The sequence below is a fragment of the Phyllobacterium sp. 628 genome (genome assembly GCF_014189505.1).
In the GTDB taxonomy this organism is placed as follows: Bacteria; Pseudomonadota; Alphaproteobacteria; order Rhizobiales; family Rhizobiaceae; genus Phyllobacterium.
In genome coordinates, this window is record NZ_CP050301.1 from 2,707,151 (window position 1) to 2,731,425 (window position 24,275).

At 56.8% G+C, this 24,275-nt stretch carries 16 protein-coding genes, 1 tRNA gene and 2 pseudogenes; 8 read left to right on the forward strand and 11 right to left on the reverse strand.

Annotated features, from left to right (window positions below; all coding sequences use genetic code 11):
* Positions 1–93: 93 nt before the first annotated feature.
* Positions 94–1,269, reverse strand: coding sequence for a cysteine desulfurase family protein (locus tag HB779_RS14955; protein WP_188343109.1), 1,176 nt, complete (start codon positions 1,267–1,269; stop codon positions 94–96).
* Between the two features lie 205 nt (positions 1,270–1,474).
* Between HB779_RS14955 and HB779_RS14960 the strand changes: the two genes are divergently transcribed.
* Positions 1,475–2,149: an alpha/beta hydrolase gene (locus HB779_RS14960; RefSeq protein ID WP_188343110.1), complete on the forward strand. Its 675-nt coding sequence runs from the start codon at positions 1,475–1,477 to the stop codon at positions 2,147–2,149.
* A gap of 308 nt (positions 2,150–2,457) precedes the next feature.
* Here the strand turns inward: HB779_RS14960 and HB779_RS14965 are convergent, their stop codons facing one another.
* The gene (locus tag HB779_RS14965) at positions 2,458–4,089 is read right to left on the reverse strand and encodes an acyl-CoA dehydrogenase family protein (protein WP_188343111.1); all 1,632 of its coding nucleotides are present in this window, start codon (positions 4,087–4,089) and stop codon (positions 2,458–2,460) included.
* A gap of 293 nt (positions 4,090–4,382) precedes the next feature.
* On the opposite strand from HB779_RS14965, the pseudogene HB779_RS14970 reads away from it, so the two are divergent.
* The 3 genes and pseudogenes from HB779_RS14970 to HB779_RS14980 all read left to right on the forward strand — a co-directional run bounded on the left by HB779_RS14970 (position 4,383) and on the right by HB779_RS14980 (position 7,100).
* Positions 4,383–5,331: pseudogene (locus tag HB779_RS14970) on the forward strand (ABC transporter substrate-binding protein).
* 210 nt (positions 5,332–5,541) lie between these two features.
* Positions 5,542–6,318, forward strand: a complete 777-nt coding sequence (locus tag HB779_RS14975; protein ID WP_188343112.1) for an ABC transporter permease — start codon at positions 5,542–5,544, stop codon at positions 6,316–6,318.
* On the forward strand, positions 6,315–7,100 hold the full coding sequence (locus HB779_RS14980) for an ABC transporter ATP-binding protein (protein ID WP_188343113.1): 786 nt from the start codon (positions 6,315–6,317) through the stop codon (positions 7,098–7,100). Before HB779_RS14975 ends, HB779_RS14980 begins: the two co-directional genes overlap by 4 nt.
* Positions 7,101–7,189: 89 nt before the next feature.
* On the opposite strand, the gene HB779_RS14985 is transcribed toward HB779_RS14980, so the two are convergent.
* Complete coding sequence (locus tag HB779_RS14985) at positions 7,190–9,235, reverse strand: NADH:flavin oxidoreductase (protein WP_188343114.1); 2,046 nt, start codon at positions 9,233–9,235, stop codon at positions 7,190–7,192.
* 246 nt (positions 9,236–9,481) lie between these two features.
* On the opposite strand from HB779_RS14985, the gene HB779_RS14990 reads away from it, so the two are divergent.
* Positions 9,482–9,946: a GNAT family N-acetyltransferase gene (locus HB779_RS14990; RefSeq protein WP_188343115.1), complete on the forward strand. Its 465-nt coding sequence runs from the start codon at positions 9,482–9,484 to the stop codon at positions 9,944–9,946.
* A 100-nt stretch (positions 9,947–10,046) separates the two neighbouring features.
* Here HB779_RS14990 and HB779_RS14995 read toward each other — a convergent pair.
* Positions 10,047–10,131 (reverse strand) — tRNA-Leu (locus tag HB779_RS14995).
* Between the two features lie 266 nt (positions 10,132–10,397).
* On the opposite strand from HB779_RS14995, the gene lipB reads away from it, so the two are divergent.
* Positions 10,398–11,114, forward strand: a complete 717-nt coding sequence (lipB, locus tag HB779_RS15000; RefSeq protein ID WP_188343116.1) for a lipoyl(octanoyl) transferase LipB — start codon at positions 10,398–10,400, stop codon at positions 11,112–11,114.
* 162 nt (positions 11,115–11,276) lie between these two features.
* Here lipB and HB779_RS15005 read toward each other — a convergent pair whose 3' ends face one another.
* Complete coding sequence (locus HB779_RS15005; protein ID WP_188343117.1) at positions 11,277–13,289, reverse strand: acetyl/propionyl/methylcrotonyl-CoA carboxylase subunit alpha; 2,013 nt, start codon at positions 13,287–13,289, stop codon at positions 11,277–11,279.
* An 82-nt stretch (positions 13,290–13,371) separates the two neighbouring features.
* Positions 13,372–14,298 (reverse strand): DMT family transporter, encoded by a 927-nt coding sequence (locus HB779_RS15010; RefSeq protein WP_188343118.1) that lies wholly within the window; start codon positions 14,296–14,298, stop codon positions 13,372–13,374.
* A 370-nt stretch (positions 14,299–14,668) separates the two neighbouring features.
* On the opposite strand from HB779_RS15010, the gene HB779_RS15015 reads away from it, so the two are divergent.
* Together HB779_RS15015 and parE are read left to right on the forward strand one after the other, a co-directional pair.
* Entirely contained in the window at positions 14,669–15,049 is a 381-nt protein-coding gene (locus tag HB779_RS15015) for a helix-turn-helix domain-containing protein (RefSeq protein WP_188343119.1), read from the forward strand.
* 302 nt (positions 15,050–15,351) lie between these two features.
* Positions 15,352–17,280, forward strand: a pseudogene (parE, locus tag HB779_RS15020) (DNA topoisomerase IV subunit B); the annotation flags it as partial.
* A 454-nt stretch (positions 17,281–17,734) separates the two neighbouring features.
* Here the strand turns inward: parE and lpdA are convergent.
* The 5 genes from lpdA to HB779_RS15045 all read right to left on the reverse strand — a co-directional run bounded on the left by lpdA (position 17,735) and on the right by HB779_RS15045 (position 24,148).
* Positions 17,735–19,132, reverse strand: coding sequence for a dihydrolipoyl dehydrogenase (lpdA, locus tag HB779_RS15025; RefSeq protein ID WP_188343121.1), 1,398 nt, complete (start codon positions 19,130–19,132; stop codon positions 17,735–17,737).
* Positions 19,133–19,136: 4 nt separating this feature from the next.
* Entirely contained in the window at positions 19,137–20,435 is a 1,299-nt protein-coding gene (locus HB779_RS15030; RefSeq protein WP_188343122.1) for a dihydrolipoamide acetyltransferase family protein, read from the reverse strand.
* A 9-nt stretch (positions 20,436–20,444) separates the two neighbouring features.
* Positions 20,445–21,458, reverse strand: coding sequence for an alpha-ketoacid dehydrogenase subunit beta (locus tag HB779_RS15035; RefSeq protein ID WP_188343123.1), 1,014 nt, complete (start codon positions 21,456–21,458; stop codon positions 20,445–20,447).
* Between the two features lie 3 nt (positions 21,459–21,461).
* Positions 21,462–22,709 (reverse strand): 3-methyl-2-oxobutanoate dehydrogenase (2-methylpropanoyl-transferring) subunit alpha, encoded by a 1,248-nt coding sequence (locus HB779_RS15040; RefSeq protein ID WP_188343124.1) that lies wholly within the window; start codon positions 22,707–22,709, stop codon positions 21,462–21,464.
* A gap of 290 nt (positions 22,710–22,999) precedes the next feature.
* Entirely contained in the window at positions 23,000–24,148 is a 1,149-nt protein-coding gene (locus tag HB779_RS15045; RefSeq protein WP_188343125.1) for a DUF2336 domain-containing protein, read from the reverse strand.
* Between the last annotated feature and the right edge of the window lie 127 nt (positions 24,149–24,275).

Below are 24,275 nucleotides of genomic sequence, written 5' to 3' on the forward strand. Positions count from 1 at the left end.
CCTCAATGTAGTGTGCAATCGCACGATTTAACACCGGTATTCACCGGATTCTTTTGCATTTATCGGCGATTTATTGCCGATATCTGCGATTATTTATGCAGCATCGGCCGAAACCGGCTTGGTCCGGTCACGTCGCGCAACGATTTTTGTCAGCGCATCGAGGAAAAGCGCAATGTCGTCCTGCGTGGTATCAGGCGATGTGGAGACCCGAAGGCCGCCCATACCATCACCAAATCCCATGGCCGCCAGCACATGGCTGGGTCCTACTTTTCCCGAAGAACAGGCAGAGCCTGCCGATAGCGCAATTCCGGCCAGATCGAAAGCGATTTGCACGGTTTCCGCCTTCATATCTGCCAAACTGAAAAACGTTGTATTGGACAGCCGCTCAACTGCATCGCCGTAGATCACCGCATCCGGCGCGATGGAACGGATACCATTCTCGATCGTGCTGCGGTTTTCGAGGCCCCAGCCGCCAGCTGCAACCTGTTCGCGGGCAAAGCGCGCCGCAGCGCCAAAACCTGCAATGACCGGCAACGCTTCCGTCCCGGCGCGATGGCCCTTTTCCTGACCGCCACCGCGAACAAGAGCCTTCGGCATGACCAGATCGGACACGGCAACAATCGCACCGACACCTTTGGGGCCGCCGATCTTGTGCGATGATAAAATGAGGTAATCGGCAGAAACCGTTGTGATATCGAGAGGAATTCGGCCTGCAGCCTGCACCGCATCAACGATAAACAGCCCGCCGAACTCTTTCACAAGCGCGCCAATCGCGGCAATTGACTGCACCACGCCGGTCTCGTTGTTCGCCGCCTGCACCGCAACCAGTGGCAAGCCTTCACTCTTGTCATGCGTGTTCAGCAATGCACGCAACTGCGCCAGATCCAGCAAACCGTCGCTATCGACTGCTACTTTAACGATCTGATCCGCTGTGAACTGGCCACCTGCCAGCATACAGAGATGCTCGCTGGCGCTCACATAAAGCCGTGACAGCCGCAAAGGCGCCCGCCCCATGGCGTAATGTGGCGTCAGCAGGGTTGAAGCAGCTTCGGTGGCACCCGATGTAAAGAACACATGATCAGGCTTGGCATTGACGAGAGCGGCCACATCGCGGCGAGCACCCTCAAGAATGGCTTTGGATGCACGGCCTTCCAGATGCACCGATGACGGATTGCCCGTCTGCGCCATGGCATCGACAACAGCATCGCGCGCCACTGCAAGGAGCGGCGCACTGGCATTGTAATCGAGATAGGCGCGTTTTGGGGCCATACCTGTCGTGATTCCTGTTCTTTTGAACGTTATGCGTTTCTAAAGCGCAATTTCCTTGAAATTCAACCTCGGACCGGCCTATGAAGCCGCTTCGAGACAAATTCTACACCAGTTTTGAACGGTTCTAAACTGGTTTTATGGGTGCTGTTGATCGCCGTCAAGTCCGGTGGCTGACAGAGACCCTGTGGCGAAGAGTGGAGTACACATGCCTGAAGTAATTTTCAATGGACCAGCGGGACGTCTTGAGGGCCGTTACCAGCCTTCGACGGAAAAAAATGCCCCGATTGCGATCGTCCTGCACCCGCATCCACAATTCGGCGGCACGATGAACAACAAGATCGTCTACGATCTGTTCTACATGTTCCAGCAGCGCGGTTTCACGACATTGCGCTTCAATTTCCGTGGCATTGGCCGCAGTCAGGGCGAATTCGACCATGGTTCGGGCGAATTGTCCGATGCTGCCGGTGCGCTGGATTGGGTCCAGTCACTGCATCCTGATTCAAAGACCTGCTGGGTTGCCGGTTATTCCTTCGGCGCATGGATCGGCATGCAGCTTCTGATGCGCCGCCCTGAAATCGAAGGCTTTATCTCGGTTGCACCGCAGCCAAACACTTATGACTTCTCCTTCCTGGCTCCCTGCCCGTCATCGGGCCTGATCCTGCATGGCGATCAGGACAAGGTTGCACCGGCCAAGGATGTGCAGGTTCTCGTCGACAAGCTGAAGACGCAGAAGGGCATCACCATCACGCAGAAGACGATGGTCGGCGCCAATCATTTCTTCTCGGGCATGACCGATGAAGTCATCACCGAATGTTCGGATTATCTCGACCGCCGCTTGAATGGTGAACTGGTCGAAGCCAAGCCGAAGCGTTTGCGTTAAGGGTCTATCGCATCAGCACTGTGCTGCTTGGCACCTTTTTCTCCGTTATCCTCGGGCTTGACCCGAGGATGACGGAGAGAGAACTGCTGTAGGATGATGGGATAGATGGCGCTTTTGGGAATAACCGCAAGACCATCGTGCGTGGTTCGACAAGCTCACCACGAGGGGCGCGAGGATTGCAGGGAGTCGCGTCCTGCAACTGCCCATGGGTTTAAATGTTATCGACTTAATCGTGCAGTACTCCAACCTCCCTCATGGTGAGCCTGTCGAACCACGCAGAATGCTGATGCAATCGTTCTATTGAGTCCTCAATTCCCCGAAGGAAACAGCGAATTCACGATGCTCTTGGCATTGTGGCGGGCATCGAGCATTCCATAAGTGGTGCGCCACTGGCCACCGAGGCGGGTTTCGATAAATGCATCGGCGATATCTTCCGCTTGCAGATAGCGCAGTTCAGCGCCGGCAGCGGCCAAGGCCAACTGCTCAGTCAGAATACGTGCGGCGCCTTCATCGTTTTCTGCAACACGCATGGCCGCGCGCAGCACTTCGACCGTGCCCTGCCCGCCGCGGCCGAGTTGCGATCCGATCCAGTTCAGAACTTCGTCGAAAAGCTGCGGGCCACGCTTGAGAACGCGCAATACATCCAGCGCCATGACATTGCCGGAGCCTTCCCAGATCGCATTGACCGGTGTTTCACGGTAATAGCGGGCAAGATTGCCCTCTTCGATATAGCCATTGCCGCCGAGGCATTCCATCGCCTCGTAAAGCATCGCCGGAGCGATCTTGGCCACCCAATATTTGACAACCGGTGTCATGACCCGGGCAAAGGCCGCCTCGCCGCGACTTTGCGCAGCATTGTCAAATGCCCGGGCCAGCCGGAATGTCAGCGCCGTCGCACCGGCAACATCGAGTGCCATGTCCGCCATGACACGCAGCATCAGCGGCTTGTCGATGAGTGGGCCATCGAACACCACGCGGTGGCGGGCATGATGGACGGCCTCGGCCAGGCCCGCCCGCATCATGCCGGCGGAGGCGATGGCACAGTCGAGCCGCGTCAGCGTTACCATGTCGAGAATGGTTTTGACGCCGTCGCCAGGCTCGCCAACCATCTGACCCAGCGCATTGTCGAATTCAACTTCCGAGGACGCATTCGAGCGGTTGCCGAGCTTGTCCTTCAGGCGCTGGAAACGAAAACCGTTCGTGGAACCATCCGGCAGAATGCGTGGGACGAGGAAACAGGATAAACCTTCCCGGGCCTGCGCCAGCACCAGAAACGCATCGGACATGGGCGCGGACATGAACCATTTATGTCCGGTCAGTCGATAGAAGCCGCTGCCTGCGGGTTCGGCACGGGTCGTGTTGGTCCGCACATCCGTGCCGCCCTGCTTCTCGGTCATGCCCATACCCAGCGTCAGGCTCGCCTTCTTGGCCGGCGGCTTGTTACTGGAATCATATTTGCGCGGAAGGACCAGCGGCGACCATTCCTTATAGAGATTGGGTGCAGCCATCAGCGCAGCCAAGGAGGCGCTGGTCATGGTGATCGGGCACAGGTGCCCGCATTCAAGCTGCGATGTCAGATAAAAACGTGCCGTGCGCGACTGATGCCGCAGACCATTTTCCGCCGGAGTATTTTCCCAGATCGATGAATGCAGGCCCTGCGCCACCGAGCGGCGCATCAGGGCGTGATAGGCCGGATGATAGTCCACCACATCGATTCGATTGCCTTGACGGTCATGGGTGCGCAATTTCGGTGTCTCGGTGTTGGCCAGCCGCGCCAGATCCTGTGCATCGCCTGACAGGACAAAACGCCCGCTTTGCTCCAGCTCCGTACGCGCCGCTTGCGGGAACCGTTTGGTGATCTGCATCAAGAGCGGATCGCCAAGATAGGCGTTAAGGCCAATCATGGGGGGCGTCTGGTTGAGAACGTCGTGGGTTTTCAAGAAATTATCCTGATCAAAATTGTGCTGTCCTTACGGCAAGGCCTGTTCGCACGGAACAATGCACTCCCGCAATCATGAGTCGCGCCCTTTATGGAATGAAGGTTCTGACAAGCGGTTAACCGGCCTCACGATATACCTTCTTTCTAGCTCAATGATATGGCCGATGCAAAATGTCTCAGGTTGTATTTTTCTGCCGCCCCACGCCCGCTTATGTCTAGACAAAAGAAAAGCCGCGCGCCTATCATGCCCTTATATTCATCGTGCCAAAAAAATGAACAAAGGGGTTCTGGACAATGACATTCAAAAGGCATCTGGGTGCCGCTTTGGCAGCCATACTGGTTTCTACAGCGCCTTCTATGGCCGATACGGCGGTTTCGGTCGGCATATCCGGCTGGACCGGTTTTGCACCGCTGACACTGGCCAAACAGGCTGGCATCTTCAAGAAAAACGGTCTTGACGTGACGCTGACAAAAATTCCGCAGGCAAGCCGCCATCTGGCGCTGGCATCGGGCGATGTGCAGTGCGCTGCAACCACTGTTGAAACCTGGGTTGCGTGGAACGCCAATGGCGTCGCCACCAAGCAAATTTTCCAGATGGATAAATCCTATGGTGCCGACGGGATGGTCGTGCGCGGCGATATCACCAAGATCGCCGACCTCAAGGACAAGGCCATTGCCGCCTCGGCACCGGGCACCTCGCCCTATTTCGTGCTGGCATGGATGTTGAAGCACAATGGCCTGACGCTGAAAGATGTGAAGGTGGTCAATCTCGAGCCGGGACCTGCGGCACAGGCTTTCGTTGCCGGGCAAAATGATGCGGCCATGACCTACGAGCCCTATCTTTCGACCGTTCGTGCTGCACCTGACAAGGGCAAGATCATTGCCACAACGCTCGACTACCCGATCGTGATGGATACATTCGGCTGCACCAATGCCTTCCTCGAAAAGAACCCGGATGCCGCAAAGGCATTCGCTAAAAGCTATTTCGAAGCGCTTGAACTGATCGCTGCCGACAAGAACAAGGCCTATGAAATCATGGGGGGCAGATGTGAAGCAATCCGCGGAAGTATTTGGCAATTCAGCACAATATCTCCGCTGGCAGGACAAGGCGGCCAATCAGGCATTCTTTGAAAAGGACTTTGCAAAGTTCTCTGATGAAGCCGCTGACCTGCTGCTGGAAATCGGCATCATCAAGAAGAAGCCGGATATCAGCACCATCGTTGATACGAGTTTTATCAAGTAACCAACGGCTGCACTACTATTGTGCGTGGTTCGACAAGCTCACCATGAGGGAGAGTGGTGCTGTAAAGCCACTTGGAAACATTGCGGCATGAGCAATCTTGCAGAACGTAACTCCCGGCAATCCTCACTCTCCCTCATGGTGAGCTTGTCGAACCACGAACCACGCGCCATCTTCCTGCTGCCACACTTTTCTCATTTGAACGGAATACACATGGTTCAACCTCTTCAACCCATCGGGGCGCCAGCGCGCATCCTGCTTGGCGTCCTTTTTTTCATCCTCTTCATCGCGGCATGGTCTGTGGCAACATTCGGCGGCTTCGTCTCGAGCACATTTCTCGCTGATCCCCTGACCATGCTGCATGACGGCTGGTTCCTGCTGTCGGAACAGAACTTTCTCTACGATATCGGCATGACCATCTGGCGGGTGGTCGGCGGTTTCATCATTGCAGCCATTATTGCCGTGCCGCTAGGGATCGCTATGGGGGCCTACAAGCCCATCGAGGCGATGCTCGAACCATTCGTTTCCTTTGCGCGTTATCTGCCGGCATCCGCCTTCATTCCCCTGCTGATCCTGTGGGCGGGTATCGGCGAAATGCAGAAACTGCTGGTGATCTTCATCGGCGCGGTGTTCCAGATCATCCTGATGGTGGCGGTGGCCGTTGCCAATACACGGCGCGATCTGGTGGAAGCTGCCTATACGCTGGGCGCCAATGACCGTGGCATCGTCAAACGGGTACTGATCCCGGCCAATGCACCAGACATTGCCGAAACCCTGCGGCTGGTTCTCGGCTGGGCCTGGACCTATGTTATTGTCGCCGAAATGATTGGTGCCTCATCGGGCATAGGCTACATGATCATCAACAGTCAGGCACTGCTTGCCACCGGCCAAATCATTTTCGGCATTATTGTTATCGGCATTATCGGCCTGATTTCTGATTTCGTGTTCAAGTCGGTCAATCGCTGGCTGTTCGCCTGGAGGCTGGCATGAGCACTCTCATTATCAAAGGCGTCAGCCGCATTTTCCCCGGCGTGCATGGCGGTCAGCCGACACAGGCGCTGCAACCGACTGATCTCACCGTCGCGCACAATGATTTTGTCTCGATCCTCGGACCGTCAGGCTGCGGCAAGTCCACGCTTCTGCGCATCGTTGCCGGGCTTGACCGGCCAACCAGCGGTTCTGTGACATTGGATGGCCAGGAGGTCAAAGGCCCCGGCGCGGATCGCGGTGTGGTGTTCCAATCCTACACGCTGTTCCCGTGGTTGACGATCGAGCAGAATATCGGCTTTGGCCTGCGTGAACGCGGCGTTGCGGAGAAGGAAAAGCAGGAAATCGTTGCCTCCTATATCGACAAGGTGGGGTTGCGCGGATTCGAAAACCATTGGCCGAAACAACTGTCTGGCGGCATGCAGCAGCGCACGGCAATTGCCCGCGCACTGGCCAACAATCCGAAAATCCTGCTGCTGGACGAGCCATTCGGCGCGCTCGACAACCAGACGCGCGGATTGATGCAGGAACTGCTGCTCGGTATCTGGGAGCACGAGCAGAAAACCGTGATTTTCGTGACCCACGATATCGAGGAAGCGATCTTCATGGCCTCACGCGTGGTGACCATGTCGGCCCGGCCCGGCCGGATCAAATCGATCATGCCGGTGCCGCTCGGACATCCCCGGCATTATACGGTGAAGGCGAGTCCGGAATTTACGCAGATGCGGTTGAAGCTGACGGAGGAAATCCGCAGCGAAGCGATCTTGGCGGCCGAAGCGCATTAGGGCTTGGTGCATCGGCACCGTGCGTGGTTCGACAAGCCTGTCGAACCACGCACCTGGCGGGATGCAACGCTCTACCTCAAGGGATACCCTCAAAACCGGATAGCATAGCGCAGGCCATCATAAATGGCGGCGTGAATATTGCGGGCATGCACCGCGTCGCCAACGCGCAGCAGATCGAATTGCCCATCAGCCAGCCGGTGCGGGAAAATCGCACCGCCATTGACCAGCCGGTCATAATCCACCGCACCGCCATTGCGTGATAAGGGCTTCAATTCACGATAGAGATCGTCGATTGGCAGTGTTCCATGTTCCACCACCACCTGATCGATCAGACGTTCCTCGCGATAATCAGGATCGAAATCAGAACCAAGCACAGCCACGAGCTGGTTGCCGTTGCGCATCACACTCAGTAGCCGTGTGTTGATTGTCACCCGGACCGCATTCTGCTGAAATGTCCGCATATAGGGCACGTGGTTCATGCCGCCCATCTCCGGCGCGAAAAACCGTTCAGGACTGACCAGTTCGAGTTTTGAGCCCGCCTTTGCGATCATTTCCGCCGCGCTCATGCCCTGATGACCGCCATTGTCATCGTAGAGCAGCACGGTGTCGCCGGGTTTGACCGAGCCGGCCAGAATGTCCCAGCTGGATGTGACCAGTTCATCGCCCGCTTGCAGCGGCGGGTTTTGCGGCAGACCGCCCGTGGCGATCACCACGACATCCGGATCAAGCCCGAGAACATCGTTGCTTTCCGCCCAGACATTATAGCGCAGCACCACGCCCAGCCGTTCGAGCTCATCGAGACGCCAGTCGACAATGCCGATCATTTCCTTGCGGCGCGGGTTCTGGGCGGCAAGCCGCACCTGCCCGCCTGCCTGATCCGACGCTTCAAGGATTGTCACTTGATGGCCGCTCTCAGCTGCAACCCGCGCGGTTTCAAGCCCGGCCGGTCCCGCGCCAACGACAACAATGTTGCGGCGGTTCTTCGCCTTGGCAATCACATGCGGCATGGTGCCTTCACGGCCCGTGGCGGCGTTGTGAATGCATAGAGCTTCGCCGCCCTCGTAAATCCGGTCGAGGCAATAGGTTGCGCCAACGCAGGGGCGAATGCGGTGTTCCTCACCCGCAGCGATCTTGCGGACAATATGCGGGTCAGCAATGTGTGCGCGGGTCATGCCAACCATATCGAGCTTGCCTTCGGCGATGGCATGGCGCGCTGTGGCCACATCGGCGATGCGTGCCGCATGAAAGACAGGAAATTTGGTTGCCTGCCTGACATCACCGGCAAAATCGAGATGCGGCGAAGACCGCATGCCTTGAATGGGAATAACCTCGTTGAGCGCAGCGTCCGTATCAATATGACCGCGAATGATATTGAGAAAATCAAACTTGCCCGATGCAGCAATACGCCGGGCGATCTCGACGCCCTCCCGTTTTGACAGGCCCTGCTCCCAGTCTTCATCCGCCACCATGCGAATGCCGACGATAAAGTCCGGCCCCACCGCCTGCCGCACTGCGTCGATCACCGCCCAGGTGAAGCGCAGACGATTGTCAAGCGAGCCGCCATAATTGTCGTCACGCCGGTTGGTGGCGGGCGACCAGAAACCATCCATCAAATGGCCGTAGGCCTCAAACTCGACACCATCAAGCCCGGCTGCCTGCATGCGCTGCGCAGCCGATGCGTAATCGGCAATGATCCGCTCGATATCCCAATCCTCAGCCTCTTTCGGAAACGCCCGATGCGCTGGCTCGCGCACCGGCGACGCCGAGACAACAGGCAGCCAATCGGCCTTGTTCCAGCTGGTACGGCGGCCAAGATGCGTCAGTTGGATCATCACAGCGGCACCATGTTCGTGGCAATCGTCGGCAAGCTCACGCAACCACGGCACGATTTCATCCTTATAGGCATGAAGATTGCCGAACGCTGGCGGCGACTCGCGTGAAACCACCGCCGAACCCGCCGTCATCGTCAGCGCAATCCCGCCTTTGGCCTTCTCCGCATGGTAGAGCCGGTAGCGTGTCTTCGGCATTCCATCTTCGGAATAAGCCGGTTCGTGGCTGGTCGACATCAGGCGGTTCTTCAACCGCAAATGTTTGAGCTGGTAGGGCTGCAGAAGCGGATCGTCATGGGCTGGCAAGGCGGTCGGTTCCCGTTATTTTTTGCCATCCTACCCTGCCCGCCAAATAACGGGTTTCTCTGACGCGACCTATTGTGGTGTGGATTCGCCAACATGATTGAGCCGGAGCGCGTATTCGGTTCACAACAACTTGATAAAAAGAGAAAAACCTAAATCGAAAGACACAGGTTGCGTCTCATCTAAGGATGAAATTTTTCATCGCTAAATTTTTCATATCAGTCATCGATGAAGGATAGCGGTTTGCCAATGATCAGTGAAATCACATGCCCGCAAATGAAGAGCGACCTTTGCACCGAAATCATGAGCGATCTGCCGGAATGGTTTGAGGAACCGGAGGGAATTACCGCTTGCGCCAAGGCGGTGACCACGCTGCCGGTTCTGGCAAGCACCAGCGACGGGACCTGCATCGGTTTCATCGCACTGAAATACCACCCGCCGGCAGCGGCGGAAATCTTTGTGATCGCTACCAAAAAGGCGCGCCATGGACAGGGAATAGGCCGGTCGCTGCTCAAGGCAGCCGAAGCCCATATACGAGAATCCGGCTACTCGCTTCTGACAGTCAAAACCCTTGCGCCACGCGGCAAGGACGAACCGCATCTGGACGCTACCCGCGAATTCTATGCGCGAAACGGCTTCCTCAAGGCGGAAGTGTTTCCTACCCTGTGGGCCGAAACCCATCCCTGCCTGTTTCTGGTCAAACCATTGAAATAGCTGGCAGCCCGCATCTGCGCATCATCGCTGCCCGGAAAAGCAAAAAGGCGGCACAAGGCCACCTTTTTTAGCATAAAATCAATCGCTTAGCGAAAGAAGTTGGTGCGGTCGAGAAGACTCGAACTTCCACGTCTTGCGACACAGCGACCTCAACGCTGCGCGTCTACCAATTCCGCCACGACCGCACTCTGTGGTAGAAGCCGAACGTGTCGGCTCGCGGCATGTAGCAAATCGGTTTCAGCTAAACAAGCCCTATCGGCACATATGGTGATTGTTTTTCACAAAGCCTGCGAAAAGATTTGCCGCACCTGTCAGACTGGAAATCTTCTAAGAAAAAGTCCATATGCGGCTCACCTTCTGTAAGCTGGGTGAATCGGCGATTTATGGGCCCGAAGCGGGCAAGCCGAACCCGGTGCAGATGCACTGCAGTTCGAAAGTTTGGTTTCCGTTCATGAAGAGCAACCGTGACGATCTCGTCTCCGCGTTTTTTCCCAGCAGCGATTCGGCGCCGGTGGAATGGCTGGTCAGCGATGGCCTGACCGGATACGAGGCTGCCCTCACCTTCATGGAACAGCGTGTCGCGGCGATTCGCGAGGGGACCGCGAAAGAACTCGTCTGGCTGGTTGAACATCCGCCGCTTTACACGGCAGGCACGAGTGCCAAGGATTCGGATCTTCTGGCGACCGATCGCTTTCCGGTTTATGCGACGGGGCGTGGCGGCGAATACACCTATCATGGTCCCGGCCAGCGGGTCGCCTATGTGATGCTGGACCTGAAGCGGCGGCGCGAGGATATCCGCGCTTTCGTCACCGCGCTGGAACAATGGATCATTTCCACCCTCGCCTCCTTCAATGTGAAGGGAGAACGGCGCGAGGACCGGGTTGGCGTCTGGGTGATGCGGCCGGACCGGCCAGCCCTGCCGGATGGCTCACCGGCGGAAGACAAGATCGCCGCGATCGGCATTCGCCTGCGCAAATGGGTGAGCTTTCACGGCATCTCGATCAATGTCGAGCCGGAGCTCGGCCATTTTGACGGCATTGTGCCCTGCGGCGTGCGTGGTCATGGGGTGACCAGCCTGGTAGATCTTGGGTTGCCGGTTGAGATGGCCGATCTCGACCGGGCATTGCTGGAATCGTTTGAGGATGTGTTTGGCGCTGTGGAGCGATAATTGGGTTGCAGAACCGGTGTGCGTGGTTCGACAAGCTCACCATGAGGGAGAGTGATGGTTGCAGGGAGCATATTCTGCAAAGTTGCAGGTTAGCTTTGCAATCAAACCAACTCCCTCATGGTGAGCTTGTCGAACCACGCACCATGATCATGCCAGCCCCTTTCAGGCAAACTCCATGATCACCGCATCCACGGCAAGACTGTCACCCTGCTTGGCGTTGATGGCGGATACCGTCAGGTCGCGGTCGGCGCGCAGGACGTTTTCCATCTTCATCGCCTCAACGATTGCCAGTGTTTCGCCAGCCTTCACTTCCTGACCCTCGGTAACATTGATCGAGACGATCAGACCGGGCATCGGGCAGAGCAGCATTTTCGACGTATCTGGCGGCAGTTTGACCGGCATCAGTTTTTCCAGCGCCGCCACATGCGTCTGCATGGCGTGGCCAATGACAGACATGCCCTTCCAGTCGATCCGCATGCCATTCAAAACAGGGCGGAGCTGCGCCTTTATGGCCCGATCATCGATATAGCCGTCCCAGACTGCGTCGCCGGGCTTCCAATCGCTGCGGATGGTCAAGACTTCGCCGCCATGCAGCGACAGCTCGATTTTTACGGGAGGCTTGGCTGCGCTCTGATGAACGTGCGCTGGCACATAATCATCATTGATCCGCACTTCCCATTCGGCTCTGATTTTGCCCGTATGCGGCCGCAGACGGTCACCAAGGCCATCCAGCCGTGCCTTGCGCACCAACTCCACCGCAAGGGCAATGCAGGCCAGCACGTCCCTGTCTTCGTCTGTTGGCGCAATCGGGTGAAAGCCCTCGGGGAATTCTTCGGCAATAAAACCGGTCGACAGACGCCCTTCGCGCCAGCGCGGATGCTGCATCAGGGCAGCGAGGAATGGAATATTGTGCTCGATACCATCGACCACGAAGGTATCCAGCGCATCAGCCATGGCATCGATGGCTTCAATGCGGGTCGGTGCCCATGTGCAAAGCTTTGCCACCATCGGGTCATAGAACATTGAAATCTCGGAGCCTTCCGTCACCCCGGTATCATTGCGGATGATGGCTTTGCCAACCGGACCTTCGCTCGGCGGACGATAACGCGTCAGGCGGCCAATTGAAGGCAGGAAATTGCGGTATGGATCTTCCGCATAGAGGCGGCTTTCCACCGCCCAGCCGTTCAGCTTCACGTCCGCCTGTTTGATGTCAAGCTTTTCACCCGCGGCAATGCGGATCATCTGCTCGACCAGATCAATGCCGGTAATAAGCTCGGTGACCGGATGCTCGACCTGCAGGCGGGTGTTCATCTCAAGGAAATAGAAGTTGCGATCCTTGTCGACAATGAATTCGACCGTTCCGGCACTCTGGTAGTCAACCGCCTTGGCAAGTGCCACAGCCTGCTCGCCCATCGCCTTGCGGGTTGCCTCATCAAGGAAAGGGGATGGCGCTTCTTCAACCACTTTCTGGTTACGGCGCTGTACCGAACATTCGCGCTCACCCAGATAGATGCAATTGCCAAAGCTATCGCCCAGCACCTGGATTTCGATGTGGCGCGGATCAACCACGAATTTTTCGATGAAAACCCGGTCATCGCCGAAGGAGTTGCGTGCTTCCGATGTTGCGCGCTCGAAGCCGTCGCGCACTTCGCTTTCGTCCCAGGCAATGCGCATACCTTTGCCGCCGCCGCCGGCCGACGCTTTGATCATGACCGGATAGCCGATCTGCCCGGCGATGTTTTCCGCATGCGCCGCATCGGTGATGATATCAAGGAAACCCGGAACTGTGTTCACCTTGGCCGCATTGGCGAACTTCTTCGATTCGATTTTGTCCCCCATGGCAATGATCGCCTTGGGTTTGGGCCCGATGAAAATAATACCCTGTTTTTCCAGCGCCTCGCAGAAAGATGCGCGCTCGGACAAAAATCCATAACCGGGATGAACCGCTTCCGCGCCGGTGGCCTTGCAGGCGGCTATGATCTTGTCGGCAACGAGATAGCTTTCCGAAGCAACTGCCGGGCCGATATGCACCGCTTCATCAGCCATCTCGACATGCACCGCATCGCGGTCAGCATCCGAATAGACTGCGACCGTGGCGATCCCCATCTTCCGCGCCGACTTGATGACCCGGCAGGCAATTTCGCCACGGTTGGCAATCAGGATTTTTTTGAACACTCTTATGGACCTCCCCGCACAAAATGCGTCTTTGGTTCTATTGCCAAAGGCGGCTTTGCTCAACTGGTAAGATAGGCTTGGATCAATTGAAAGCTGGCTCAGGTGCTTTGTTCTTTTTGCCCTCGCGCCAGACGATGTAAGCGCCGGATGCTATGATGATAATGATGCCAAGCCATTTCGATGCTGTCGGGAATTCCTGGAATACAAACAGCCCGATGATGACAGCCATGACGATCTCGAGATACTGGAACGGCGCTAGCAGCGATGCCGGTGCCAGGCGGGAAGCCTGTACGACGAGAAGGTGACCGCCCGTGGCAATCGCCCCGATGGCAAACAGCAGAAACCACGACATTCCGGTCGCTGGCGATCCCAGTGTCATATCGCTGACACCGAACCAGCCGCCCAGAAACAACGCTACGACCACTGTCACGGTGCCGCCGATGCCCGCATAGAGCTGCATGACAAGCGGCGAATCGTGCTCACCAAAACGCCGGTTGAGAATGAGATACACGGCAAACAGCGCTGCAGTGGCCAGCGGCAGCAGCGAAACCCAGCCAAACAGTTCAAAGCTTGGCTGGATGACGACAAGCGTGCCAACAAAGCCGATAGCGACGGCAATCCGCCTGCGCCAGCCGACTGTTTCCTTCAGGACCAGCGCTGACAAAACCGTCAGCATCAAGGGTTCCACGAAGAACACCGCCATCGCATCGGCCAGCGGCATGTATTTGACTGCTGCGAAAAAGCACAGACTGCCGATGCCCATGAGAAAGCCGCGAAACATATTGCCCCACAGATTATGCGGCCTGAGCGATTTGATGCCAGTCAGCGCCACGATAATCAGCAAGGTCAACAGCGTCTGCACCACAAAACGCGACAGCGTGACCGTTGCCGGCGGCAGGCTATCCACCGTCGACAGCCATTTGGCAATCGCATCCATCATCGGCAGAATAAACATGGCTCCAGCCATTGTTCCAACACCCCTCATTTGTGGTGAGGTTGAGTTTTCCATGGCAGTGACCTTTCCGGATGAACGGGCTCAGATGAGGCTTTCTGGCATATCCGCTCTGCTGGAAAATGCAATCACCCGTAAAGCGCAATACTGATCCCAATGCGAAGCAGATTTGACTTTTCTGCCTGTAAATGGTGCAAACAGTCGAATTCAGTTGCTGAATTGCACCAAAATCCCGGTTGAATGAGCACAAATGCAGTGCGTGGTTCGACAAGCTCACCATGAGGGAGAGTAGTGCTGTAAAGCTATCCGAAAATATTGCAGGGATATTTCCCTGCAATCCTCATCCTCCCTCATGGTGAGCTTGTCGAACCACGCACGCTGCTATTTGCAGCTGTTCAATGCTCCAAAACCAGAAATGGAGAATTCCATGAATTTCCCGACCAATATCATGACCGATGCACCCGACACGGACACGCTGGGCGGACGCCTGTCGCGGGCCCGGGATGCCAAGTCAATGACAGTGGCGGAACTTGCCCTGCATATCGGCGTGAAATCACAAACTGTCGCCGCCTGGGAATCGGATCGCTCAGAACCCCGCGCCAACCGCATCATTATGCTGGCAGGTTCGCTTGGTGTGACACCCACTTGGCTTATTCACGGCGTCGGACAATCACCTGATGAAACCGAGACTGCCGATACCAATGACATGCTCAAGAACCAGATCCGTAATCTGAAAGTTCAGCATGAACAGTTGGGTGAACGGATCGAACAGCTGGAAAACGTGGTCGCGCGCCTCAAAGCCGCTTGAAACTTGAGGTTTTGTTGCATAGTTCTGTGGTGAACCCCGGAACAGACCGCGAACTCCCATCGCGTTTCCATGCGAAGCGTGTAAAGATTGCTGGTGATTCGCAGTCCCTGTAGCATTGGCCAAAATACGATATGGATGACAATAACGACCTCTTTTCTGCGGTAGTCAAAACAGCACGCGAACGCCAGGAGGCGGTTAATCAGACGCGGCCAGAACCGGCGGTAACGCCCGTCGAGCCGCCTGTTAAGATCGCGCCCGTTACGACTGCAAAGCCTTCGCCGCGACCTACGCCGGAGAGCAGCGGCAGCTATAATGCGGCGGATATCGAGGTTCTCGAAGGGCTGGAGCCGGTCCGTCGCCGTCCCGGCATGTATATTGGCGGTACCGACGAGCGGGCGCTGCACCATCTCTTTGCCGAAGTCATCGATAACGCGATGGACGAGGCGGTGGCTGGACATGCCAATTTCATCGACATTGATCTTGATGAAAACGGCTATCTCTCTGTAACCGACAATGGCCGCGGTATTCCGATCGATCCGCATCCAAAATTCAAGAACATGTCCGCGCTGGAAGTGATCATGACGACGCTTCACTCCGGCGGCAAGTTCGATTCAAAAGTCTACGAAACCTCGGGCGGTCTGCACGGCGTCGGTATTTCAGTCGTCAACGCCCTGTCCGATCATGTCGAAGTGGAAGTAGCCCGGAACCGCCGCCTTTATCGTCAGCGCTTCTCTCGCGGCAAATCGCTTGGACCGCTGGAAGATGCCGGTGAGGTTCACAACCGGCGCGGAACCCGCGTAACCTTTCATCCGGATGCGGAGATTTTTGGTCAAGGCGCCAAGTTTGATCCGGCGCGTCTCTACAAGATGGCGCGGTCAAAGGCCTATCTCTTTGGCGGTGTTGAAATCCGCTGGAATTGCGCGCCGTCCCTGCTCGATCCCAAAGATCCGACGCCTGACAAGGCAGTGTTTCATTTCCCCGGCGGATTGAAAGACTATCTCGGCGCATCGCTCGGCAAGGATTTTCAGGTCACACGCGAAATGTTCGCAGGCAAGACCGAAAAATCCGGTGGTCACGGCGCAATGGAATGGGCGGTTGCCTGGTATGGCGGGGACGGTTTCGTCAATTCCTACTGCAATACCATCCCGACCGGCGAAGGCGGCACGCATGAAGCGGGCCTGCGTATCGCTCTTACTCGCGGCCTCAAGGCCTATGCGGAACTGACCGGCAACAAGCGCGCTTCCATCATCACCACCGACGATGTGATGATTTCCTCGGCAGCGATGCTCTCCGTCTTCATCCGCGAGCCGGAATTTGTCGGCCAGACCAAGGATAAGCTTGCTACCGTCGAAGCGCAGCGCATTGTTGAAAACGCCATCCGCGATCCGTTCGATCATTGGCTGGCTGCCTCGCCGCAGGAAGCGTCGAAACTGCTTGATTGGGTGGTGGAACGGGCCGATGAGCGCGTCAAACGCCGTCAGGAAAAGGAAGTCAACCGCAAGTCGGCTGTCCGCAAGCTGCGCCTGCCGGGCAAGCTTGCCGATTGCACGCAGACAGCGGCACTTGGTGCGGAAATTTTCATCGTCGAGGGTGATTCCGCCGGCGGCTCGGCCAAACAAGCCCGCGATCGCGCAACGCAGGCGGTTCTTCCTCTGCGTGGTAAAATCCTCAACGTGGTGAGTGCAGGGCGCGAGAAAATGACCGCCAATCAGCAGATCGGCGATCTCATTCTGGCTCTGGGTTGCGGTACCCGTTCGAAATATCGTGACGAAGATTTGCGCTATGACCGCGTCATCATCATGACCGATGCTGACGTCGACGGTGCACACATTGCCTCGTTGCTCATTACATTTTTCTATCAGGAAATGCCGGAACTGATCCGCAACGGCCATCTGTTCCTCGGCGTTCCGCCGCTTTATCGTATTTCGCAGGGCGGCAAGGTCGCCTATGCCCGTACGGACGCGCACAAGGACGAACTGATGCGCACACTGTTTACCGGCAAGGGCAAGATCGAAATCGGACGGTTCAAGGGCCTTGGCGAAATGCGCGCCGATCAGCTCAAGGAAACGACGATGGACCGTAAGAAGCGCACCCTGCTGCGTGTCCAGATCGACGAGGAATGGATCGAGGAGACAAAACTCGCCGTTGACGATCTGATGGGGACCAAACCCGAAGCCCGCTTCCGGTTTATCCAGGACCGCGCTGCCTTTGTGGAAGAGCTGGATATTTGATTATAGCGGCAGGCTTCTAAAAGATTTGCAAACCGCCTTGTGTGGGTTGCCCTTGGATGAGCTCGGGAGGCTCTCCATAGGGAGGTGACCAGCAGGAGGCACCACCACTTACCCTCCCACCTGTGGGGAGGGTCGGACCGCAAGGTCCGGGGTGGGGGGCAAGAGCCGCCGCTCTGGTTCTCAAGGTCTGTGGTGATTAGTGTTTCACCCCCCTCTGCCCTGTCGGGCATCTCCCCCACAAGAGGGGAGATCAGCCTTCATTACAGTTTCACGCAACCTTCAATGTTGAAAATTCAGCGAAATCCTCGATGACGATGTGATCTCCCCCTTGTGGGGGAGATGCCCGACAGGGCAGAGGGGGGTGAAAACAATCAACCCATCGTTTTCAAATGCAATCCGCAACAAAATAAAAAGGGCGCCATTGCTGGCGCCCTGATATGTGGCTGATCCTGATTTAGATATGCAGCGCGTGGCCCAGCGCCTTGAGCGCTGCTTCCTGAAAACCCTCGCCCTGCGTCGGGTGCGCATGAATGGTTCCGGCAATATCCTCCAGCCGCGCACCCATTTCCATAGCAAGTGCAAAGGAAGCCGAGAGCTCGGAGACGCCATGTCCCACCGCCTGAATGCCAAGGATGAGATGGTTTCCGGCAGCGGCAACAACCCGCACGAAACCCTCCTCGCCTTCCTTGGTCATGGCGCGGCCATTGGCAGCAAACGGGAACATACCAATCTTGATCTCGTGACCGGCCTGCTTTGCTTCATCAGGCGATAATCCCACCGAAACAATTTCCGGATCGGTGAAGCAAACAGCAGCAATGGCGCGCTTGTCCCAACTGCGGTTTTCGCCAGCGATGATTTCGGCAACCATTTCGCCCTGCGCCATGGCACGATGCGCCAGCATTGGCTCACCCGTCACATCGCCAATTGCATAGACGCCGCGCATGGACGTGCGGCACTTGTCATCGATGCGGACAAAGCGGCCGTCCATATCGATGTCGATCTCTTCGAGACCCCAGCCAGATGTGACCGGCTTGCGCCCGACCGTCACGAGGATCTTGTCGGCAGCAATCCTGTCATCCTTGCCATCCGCCGTCTCGATCAGCAGAGCATCGCCCTTGGTGCTGACACCCTTGGCCTTCGCGCCGGTCAAAACGGTGATACCAAGCTCGTTCAGATGTTTGACAACCGGACGGGTCAATTCCGCATCATATTGCGGAAGAACCTTCGACTGCGCCTCGACCACCGTCACCTTCGAACCCAGTTTGGCAAAGGCCGTGCCCAGTTCAAGGCCGATATAACCGCCCCCGACAACAACGAGCTTTTCAGGCACCTGCTGCAGCGACAATGCTTTAGTTGATGAGATCACATTGCCACCAAACGGCAGCGACGGCACTTCAACCGGTGCCGAACCCGTCGCGATCACCACATTTTCCGCGCGGATAATCTGTTGACCGGTGAGGGTTTCAACCTCGACCGTCTTGCCATCGCGGAAGCTTGCCCGGCCCGTGACGATCTTGACATTGGCCTTCTTCAACAGACCGGCAACGCCATTGTTGAGGCGGCTGACGATGCCGTCTTTCCAGGCAATCGTCTTGGAAAAGTCGATGGCAGGTTCACCCACCGAAATACCCAACGGTGTCTGTCCCACGGCGAAATGCGCAACTTTGGCAAATTCGTCAGCGGCATGAATGAGTGCCTTCGACGGAATACAGCCAACCAGTAGGCATGTACCGCCGACCTTGGCCGCTTCAACGATCACCGTATCGACATTGAGTTGTCCAGCGCGAATGGCACAGACATAACCGCCGGGGCCAGCGCCGATGACCAGCAGCTTGCAGGAAATATCTTTCATCGGATCAACCCTCCACGAAAATCAGCGCTGGCGTTTCGAGCAGCGTCTTGATCCGTTGAATAAACACAGCGGCGTCCCAACCGTCGATCACACGATGATCGAAACTCGATGACAGGTTCATCATCTTGCGCGGAATGAAGGCTGCACCGTCCCACATGGGCCGCGTCATCATCTTGTTGACGCCGATAATCGCCACTTCGGGATAGTTGATAACCGGTGTGGTGACGATCCCGCCCATGCTGCCTAGCGATGTGATGGTAATGGTCGATCCGGTCAGTTGTTCGCGCGTTGCCGTGCCGGTTTTGGCGGCATCCGCCAGAAGATTGACTTCAGCAGCACAGCCCCAGAGATCACGGGCTTCCGCATGCTTGACGACGGGAACCACGAGGCCGGACGGCGTCTGCGCCGCGATGCCGATATGCACGCCGCCATGCTGATGAATGACATTGGCATCGTCGTCGTAGAGCGCATTCAGCTGTGGCTGTTCGGCAATGGCTTTCACCATGGCACGCATGAGGAACGGCAAAAGCGTCAGTTTGGGCTGATCCCCGCGCTTCTTGCCATTGAGCAGGGCACGCAACTCTTCCAGCGAGGTCACATCGATCTCTTCAACATAAGTGATGTGCGGAATGTGCGATTTGGCGATCGCCATCTTCTCCGCAATCTTGCGGCGCAGGCCCACCACCTTGATTTCCTTCACCGATATATCTGGCGTAAGGCCGGAAACCACTGGCTTTTGCGAGCCCCGGGCAAAGAAGGTGTCGAGATCTTCGTGGCTGATCCGGCCTGCGGGACCGGTGCCCGTCACCTGACGCAAATCCACACCCGCGTCGCGCGCCCGCTGACGAACGGCAGGCGATGCCAGCGGCTTGTCGCCCTCGGCGCGTGGCGCACCAATGGCAAGCGGTGCAGAAAGCGGCTTTGATGCTTGCGCTATCGGAGCCGGTTTGGATGCAGGCTTTTCCACCTTGGCCTCAGGTGCGGCTTCCTTGACGGGTTGCGCTTTTGGCTCTTCGGCTTTCGCAAGCTTTGCTGGTTCTGGCGCAATGGCATGGCCCTCGCCTTCCACCTTCAGGCGGATGATTGGCGAACCGATGGCAATCACCTGCCCGATTTCACCGCCCAGCCAGAGAATTTCGCCGTCGACAGGCGACGGTATTTCCACAGTAGCCTTGTCGGTCATCACGGCGGCAAGGATCATATCCTCGCGCACGAGATCACCGACTTTTACATGCCATTCGACCAGTTCGGCTTCTGCAACGCCTTCACCGACATCCGGCAGCTTGATGACAAATTCACCCATCGTCTGCTCCTATCCTTCCAGCGTTTCAAGGAATGCACGGCCAACGCGTGCCGGCCCGGGAAAGTAGTCCCATTCCTGCGCATGCGGATAAGGCGTATCCCAGCCGGTAACCCGCGCGACGGGTGCTTCAAGATTGTAAAAGCAATGCTGCTGGACCAGTGCAGCGAGTTCCGCACCGAAACCGGAAGTCAGCGTTGCCTCGTGCACGATGACGCAGCGCCCTGTTTTGGTAACAGACTCAACAATGGTTTCAAGATCGAGCGGCAGCAGCGTGCGCAGATCGATGATCTCGGCGTCGATGCCATTTTCTTCCGCTGCAGCCTCAGCCACGTAAACCATGGTGCCATAGGCGAGAACGGTTAGCTGCTTGCCTTCGCGGCGCTTGATCGCCTTGCCCAGCGGCACGGTATAATGGCCATCCGGCACCTCGCCCAATTCATGTTTGGACCATGGTGTCACCGGACGGTCATGATGGCCGTCGAATGGACCGTTATAGAGCCGCTTGGGTTCTAAGAAGATTACCGGATCCGGATCCTCGAGCGCAGCAATCAACAGCCCCTTGGCATCGTGCGGATTGGACGGCACGACAACCTTCAGGCCGGATACGTGTGTGAACAGCGCTTCCGGGCTCTGGCTGTGGGTCTGCCCGCCGAAAATACCGCCGCCAGCCGGCATGCGGATAACGATCGGGCAGGTAAAACCGCCGTTGGACCGGTAACGCAACCGCGCTGCTTCCGAGACGATCTGGTCATAAGCAGGATACACGTAATCAGCGAACTGGATTTCAACACAGGGCTTCAGTCCATAGGCCGCCATGCCAATAGCAGCACCGACAATACCGCCCTCGCTGATGGGCGCATCGAAACAGCGAGTCTTGCCGTATTTTGCCTGCAAGCCATGGGTGCAGCGGAAAACCCCGCCGAAGAAACCAACGTCCTCGCCAAACACAACCACATTGTCGTCGCGTTCCATCATCGTGTCCATCGCGTCACGGATGGCTTCAATCATTGTTTTACGCGGCATAGATCAAACTCCCGCCTGCTGACGCTGACGACGCAGATGCGGCGGCATTTCCTCATAAACCCCTTCGAACATGTCACGGGCTGACGGCTTGCCGCCCGCGTGCAATGTACCGAAGCTTTCGGCTTCCTTCTGCGCGGTAATCACCGTGTCGAGAATTTCCGCCTCGGCCTGCGTGTGGCGTTCTTCGGACCAGACACCGCGCCCGATCAGATGGTTCTTCAGGCGCATGACGGGATCGCCAAGCGGCCAGGCATCGGATTCGGTTTTCGGCCGGTAGGCGGAAGGATCGTCCGAGGTGGAATGCGCACCGGCGCGATAGGTCACATATTCGATGACCGTCGGACCGAGATTGCGCCTTGCCCGCTCGATCGCCCATTTGGCGACGGCGAAAACCGCAAGATAATCATTGCCGTCCACCCGCAGGGCGGGCATGCCGAAACCGAGGCCACGTGCAGCAAATGTACCGGCACCGCCACGGGCAATGCCTTGGAAGGTGGAAATGGCCCATTGATTGTTGACGATGTTCAGAACCACCGGCGCCTTGTACGTGGATGCAAAGACCAGTGCGGCGTGGAAATCCGACTCCGCCGTCGATCCGTCGCCGATCCAGCCCGCTGCGATCTTCGTATCGTTCTTGATCGCTGACGCCATGGCCCAGCCGACAGCCTGTATATACTGCGTCGCCAGATTGCCCGAAATCGAGAAAAAGCCATGTTCCTTGGAGGAATACATGATGGGAAGCTGGCGGCCCTTGAGCGGATCTTTCTCGTTGGAATAGATCTGGCACATCATCTCGACCATCGGATAGTCATCCGCAATCAGGAGACCGGCCTGCCGGTAAGTCGGGAAATTCATGTCGCCCGGCGACAATGCCTTACGGAAGGCACAGCTGACGGCTTCTTCGCCCAAATGCTGCATATAAAAGGATGTTTTGCCCTGACGCTGGGCTATCTGCATACGCGCATCGAACGTGCGCAGCGTCATCATGTGGCGCAGGCCCTCAACCAGTTGCTCGTCGGTCAATTCCCCAGCCCATGGGCCAACAGCTTCGCCATCACGGTTCAAAACCCGGATGATCGAAAACGCCAGATCGCGGATTTCTTCCGGATTGGCATCAACGGGTGGGCGGCGTACCGAACCCGCCTCTGGAATATTCACATTGGAAAAATCCGGCTCGCCGCCGGGACGCACGGCCGGTTCCGGCACATGCAGGCTTAGGGGACCAAATTCATTTGGGGAATCATCAGACATTCAGCAGACCTCCCAGTCATTCGACTTTTCATGCACTCTAACATGAAATATTAGGTCAGTAATACTGTCTTATTATTCTACCCTTTGGCCCGAGAAGCCCGCAGAACATAAGCATCCGGCTATAACATCATGAAATTCATGATAGTTCCGCGAACGCGGAGCTTACAACATCGCGAGCGGCAATGTAAAAAAGCAATTTTGCATCAAAGAATACGCACGCCGCATATTCATTTGTTCACTGGAGCATCTGATTTTGTAATCAAATGTGCGCTCATCCGCCAGAACGCGGTTCAAGCGGCAGCCATCGCCAGTGCATGATCGCGTGCATTGTCACGAATCGCCTCCAGATAGATTTTCCGGAGCAGTGAATGCATGCCGTCATTTGCACCCGTCAGAACCGGTGAAAATCCGTGATCTTCCGGCACAAGATGTTCCATCATGCGGCGCGTGACTTCCTGCGGTCCGATTGCGAGTTTGCCATTGGCAACGTCGCGCCAGGCATGCAAGGCAATGCGCAGCGGCCGGTGGGTACTGTCAGGCAGACCAGCAGCACTGAGCAGCGCACTCAATGATGTATCGCGGCCATCAATCAAAAGATTGCGGACGCGGGAAAGGCTCTGCCCCGAGAGAGCGACGAGAATTGCGCCGAAAAAATCGATCTTGCCGGACGCGACCACGCGAATGACAAAGGCAGTTGTCAGATCACCGCGCAATTGCAGGTGCTCGATCAATGCCGGATATTCGGCCGGGAGCGTAGCTGTGACGAGACTGATCGAGGCTTTGACACAGGCTTCATTGGTGATGCGTTTGGCGCGGCGCTCGCCCATCAAAGCCATGACCATGTCCATCTGGCACAGTGCTTCGGCAACCCGGATCGCCAGTGCATGGCGGCAATCGGCAGGCAGCCGCTGATCATCGGCCAAAAAAGCGCGGATATCAGCGATGTGACCAAGCCGTTCGATCAACCGGCGGAAACTGATATCTGCAATCTGCGCCCTTGTATTGGCCAGCAGTTCGAGTATCGCAACGGGTTCGGCGATTTCAACAAGCGCTGCGCTGACGGCAAAAGATACCTTGGCCCTGCCCGCAATCACTTTCTGGGTTTCACCACAGCCGCCCGCTATGCAGTCGATCAGATCGATGTCGGTAAGTATCGTCGAACGCGCCAGCATATAGGCAGCAATTTCGATCTGATCGCGCGCGAGACTCGCTACGATATGAACTGGTGCATGAGCGCTGGTGGAAAAGGCTTCAGCCAGTGCAAGACGCACCTTTGGCGAAGGATCATCAAGCAGCAGCGTCAGCGCTGCTTCGGCAGCACAACGATCTTCAAAGGCACGGCCTGTTTCGAGATAAATATGAGCCAGAGCACCTGCGGCATGGCAACGTTGTGCCGCCGAAGCATGTCCGACCATCGCCAGATAATGCTGAATTGTCATGAATGTTAGACCCCAAGCTCTTATTGGAATCCACGCTAATGACAAAAGGTTTACGATCGGTTCACCATATCGATTAACCACGTTCGACAGTGGCTGAAACAGAAGTTTTATCTGCAATGTTGCGAAG

Bases quoted from the DNA above. Each gene is read 5' to 3' on its own strand.
- HB779_RS14955 (WP_188343109.1), bottom strand. From the start codon at position 1,269: ATGGCCCCAAAACGCGCCTATCTCGATTACAATGCCAGTGCGCCGCTC.
- HB779_RS14960 (WP_188343110.1), top strand. From the start codon at position 1,475: ATGCCTGAAGTAATTTTCAATGGACCAGCGGGACGTCTTGAGGGCCGT.
- HB779_RS14975 (WP_188343112.1), top strand. From the start codon at position 5,542: ATGGTTCAACCTCTTCAACCCATCGGGGCGCCAGCGCGCATCCTGCTT.
- HB779_RS14980 (WP_188343113.1), top strand. From the start codon at position 6,315: ATGAGCACTCTCATTATCAAAGGCGTCAGCCGCATTTTCCCCGGCGTG.
- HB779_RS14990 (WP_188343115.1), top strand. From the start codon at position 9,482: ATGATCAGTGAAATCACATGCCCGCAAATGAAGAGCGACCTTTGCACC.
- lipB (WP_188343116.1), top strand. From the start codon at position 10,398: ATGAAGAGCAACCGTGACGATCTCGTCTCCGCGTTTTTTCCCAGCAGC.
- HB779_RS15010 (WP_188343118.1), bottom strand. From the start codon at position 14,298: ATGGAAAACTCAACCTCACCACAAATGAGGGGTGTTGGAACAATGGCT.
- HB779_RS15015 (WP_188343119.1), top strand. From the start codon at position 14,669: ATGAATTTCCCGACCAATATCATGACCGATGCACCCGACACGGACACG.
- lpdA (WP_188343121.1), bottom strand. From the start codon at position 19,132: ATGAAAGATATTTCCTGCAAGCTGCTGGTCATCGGCGCTGGCCCCGGC.
- HB779_RS15030 (WP_188343122.1), bottom strand. From the start codon at position 20,435: ATGGGTGAATTTGTCATCAAGCTGCCGGATGTCGGTGAAGGCGTTGCA.
- HB779_RS15035 (WP_188343123.1), bottom strand. From the start codon at position 21,458: ATGCCGCGTAAAACAATGATTGAAGCCATCCGTGACGCGATGGACACG.
- HB779_RS15040 (WP_188343124.1), bottom strand. From the start codon at position 22,709: ATGTCTGATGATTCCCCAAATGAATTTGGTCCCCTAAGCCTGCATGTG.
- HB779_RS15045 (WP_188343125.1), bottom strand. From the start codon at position 24,148: ATGACAATTCAGCATTATCTGGCGATGGTCGGACATGCTTCGGCGGCA.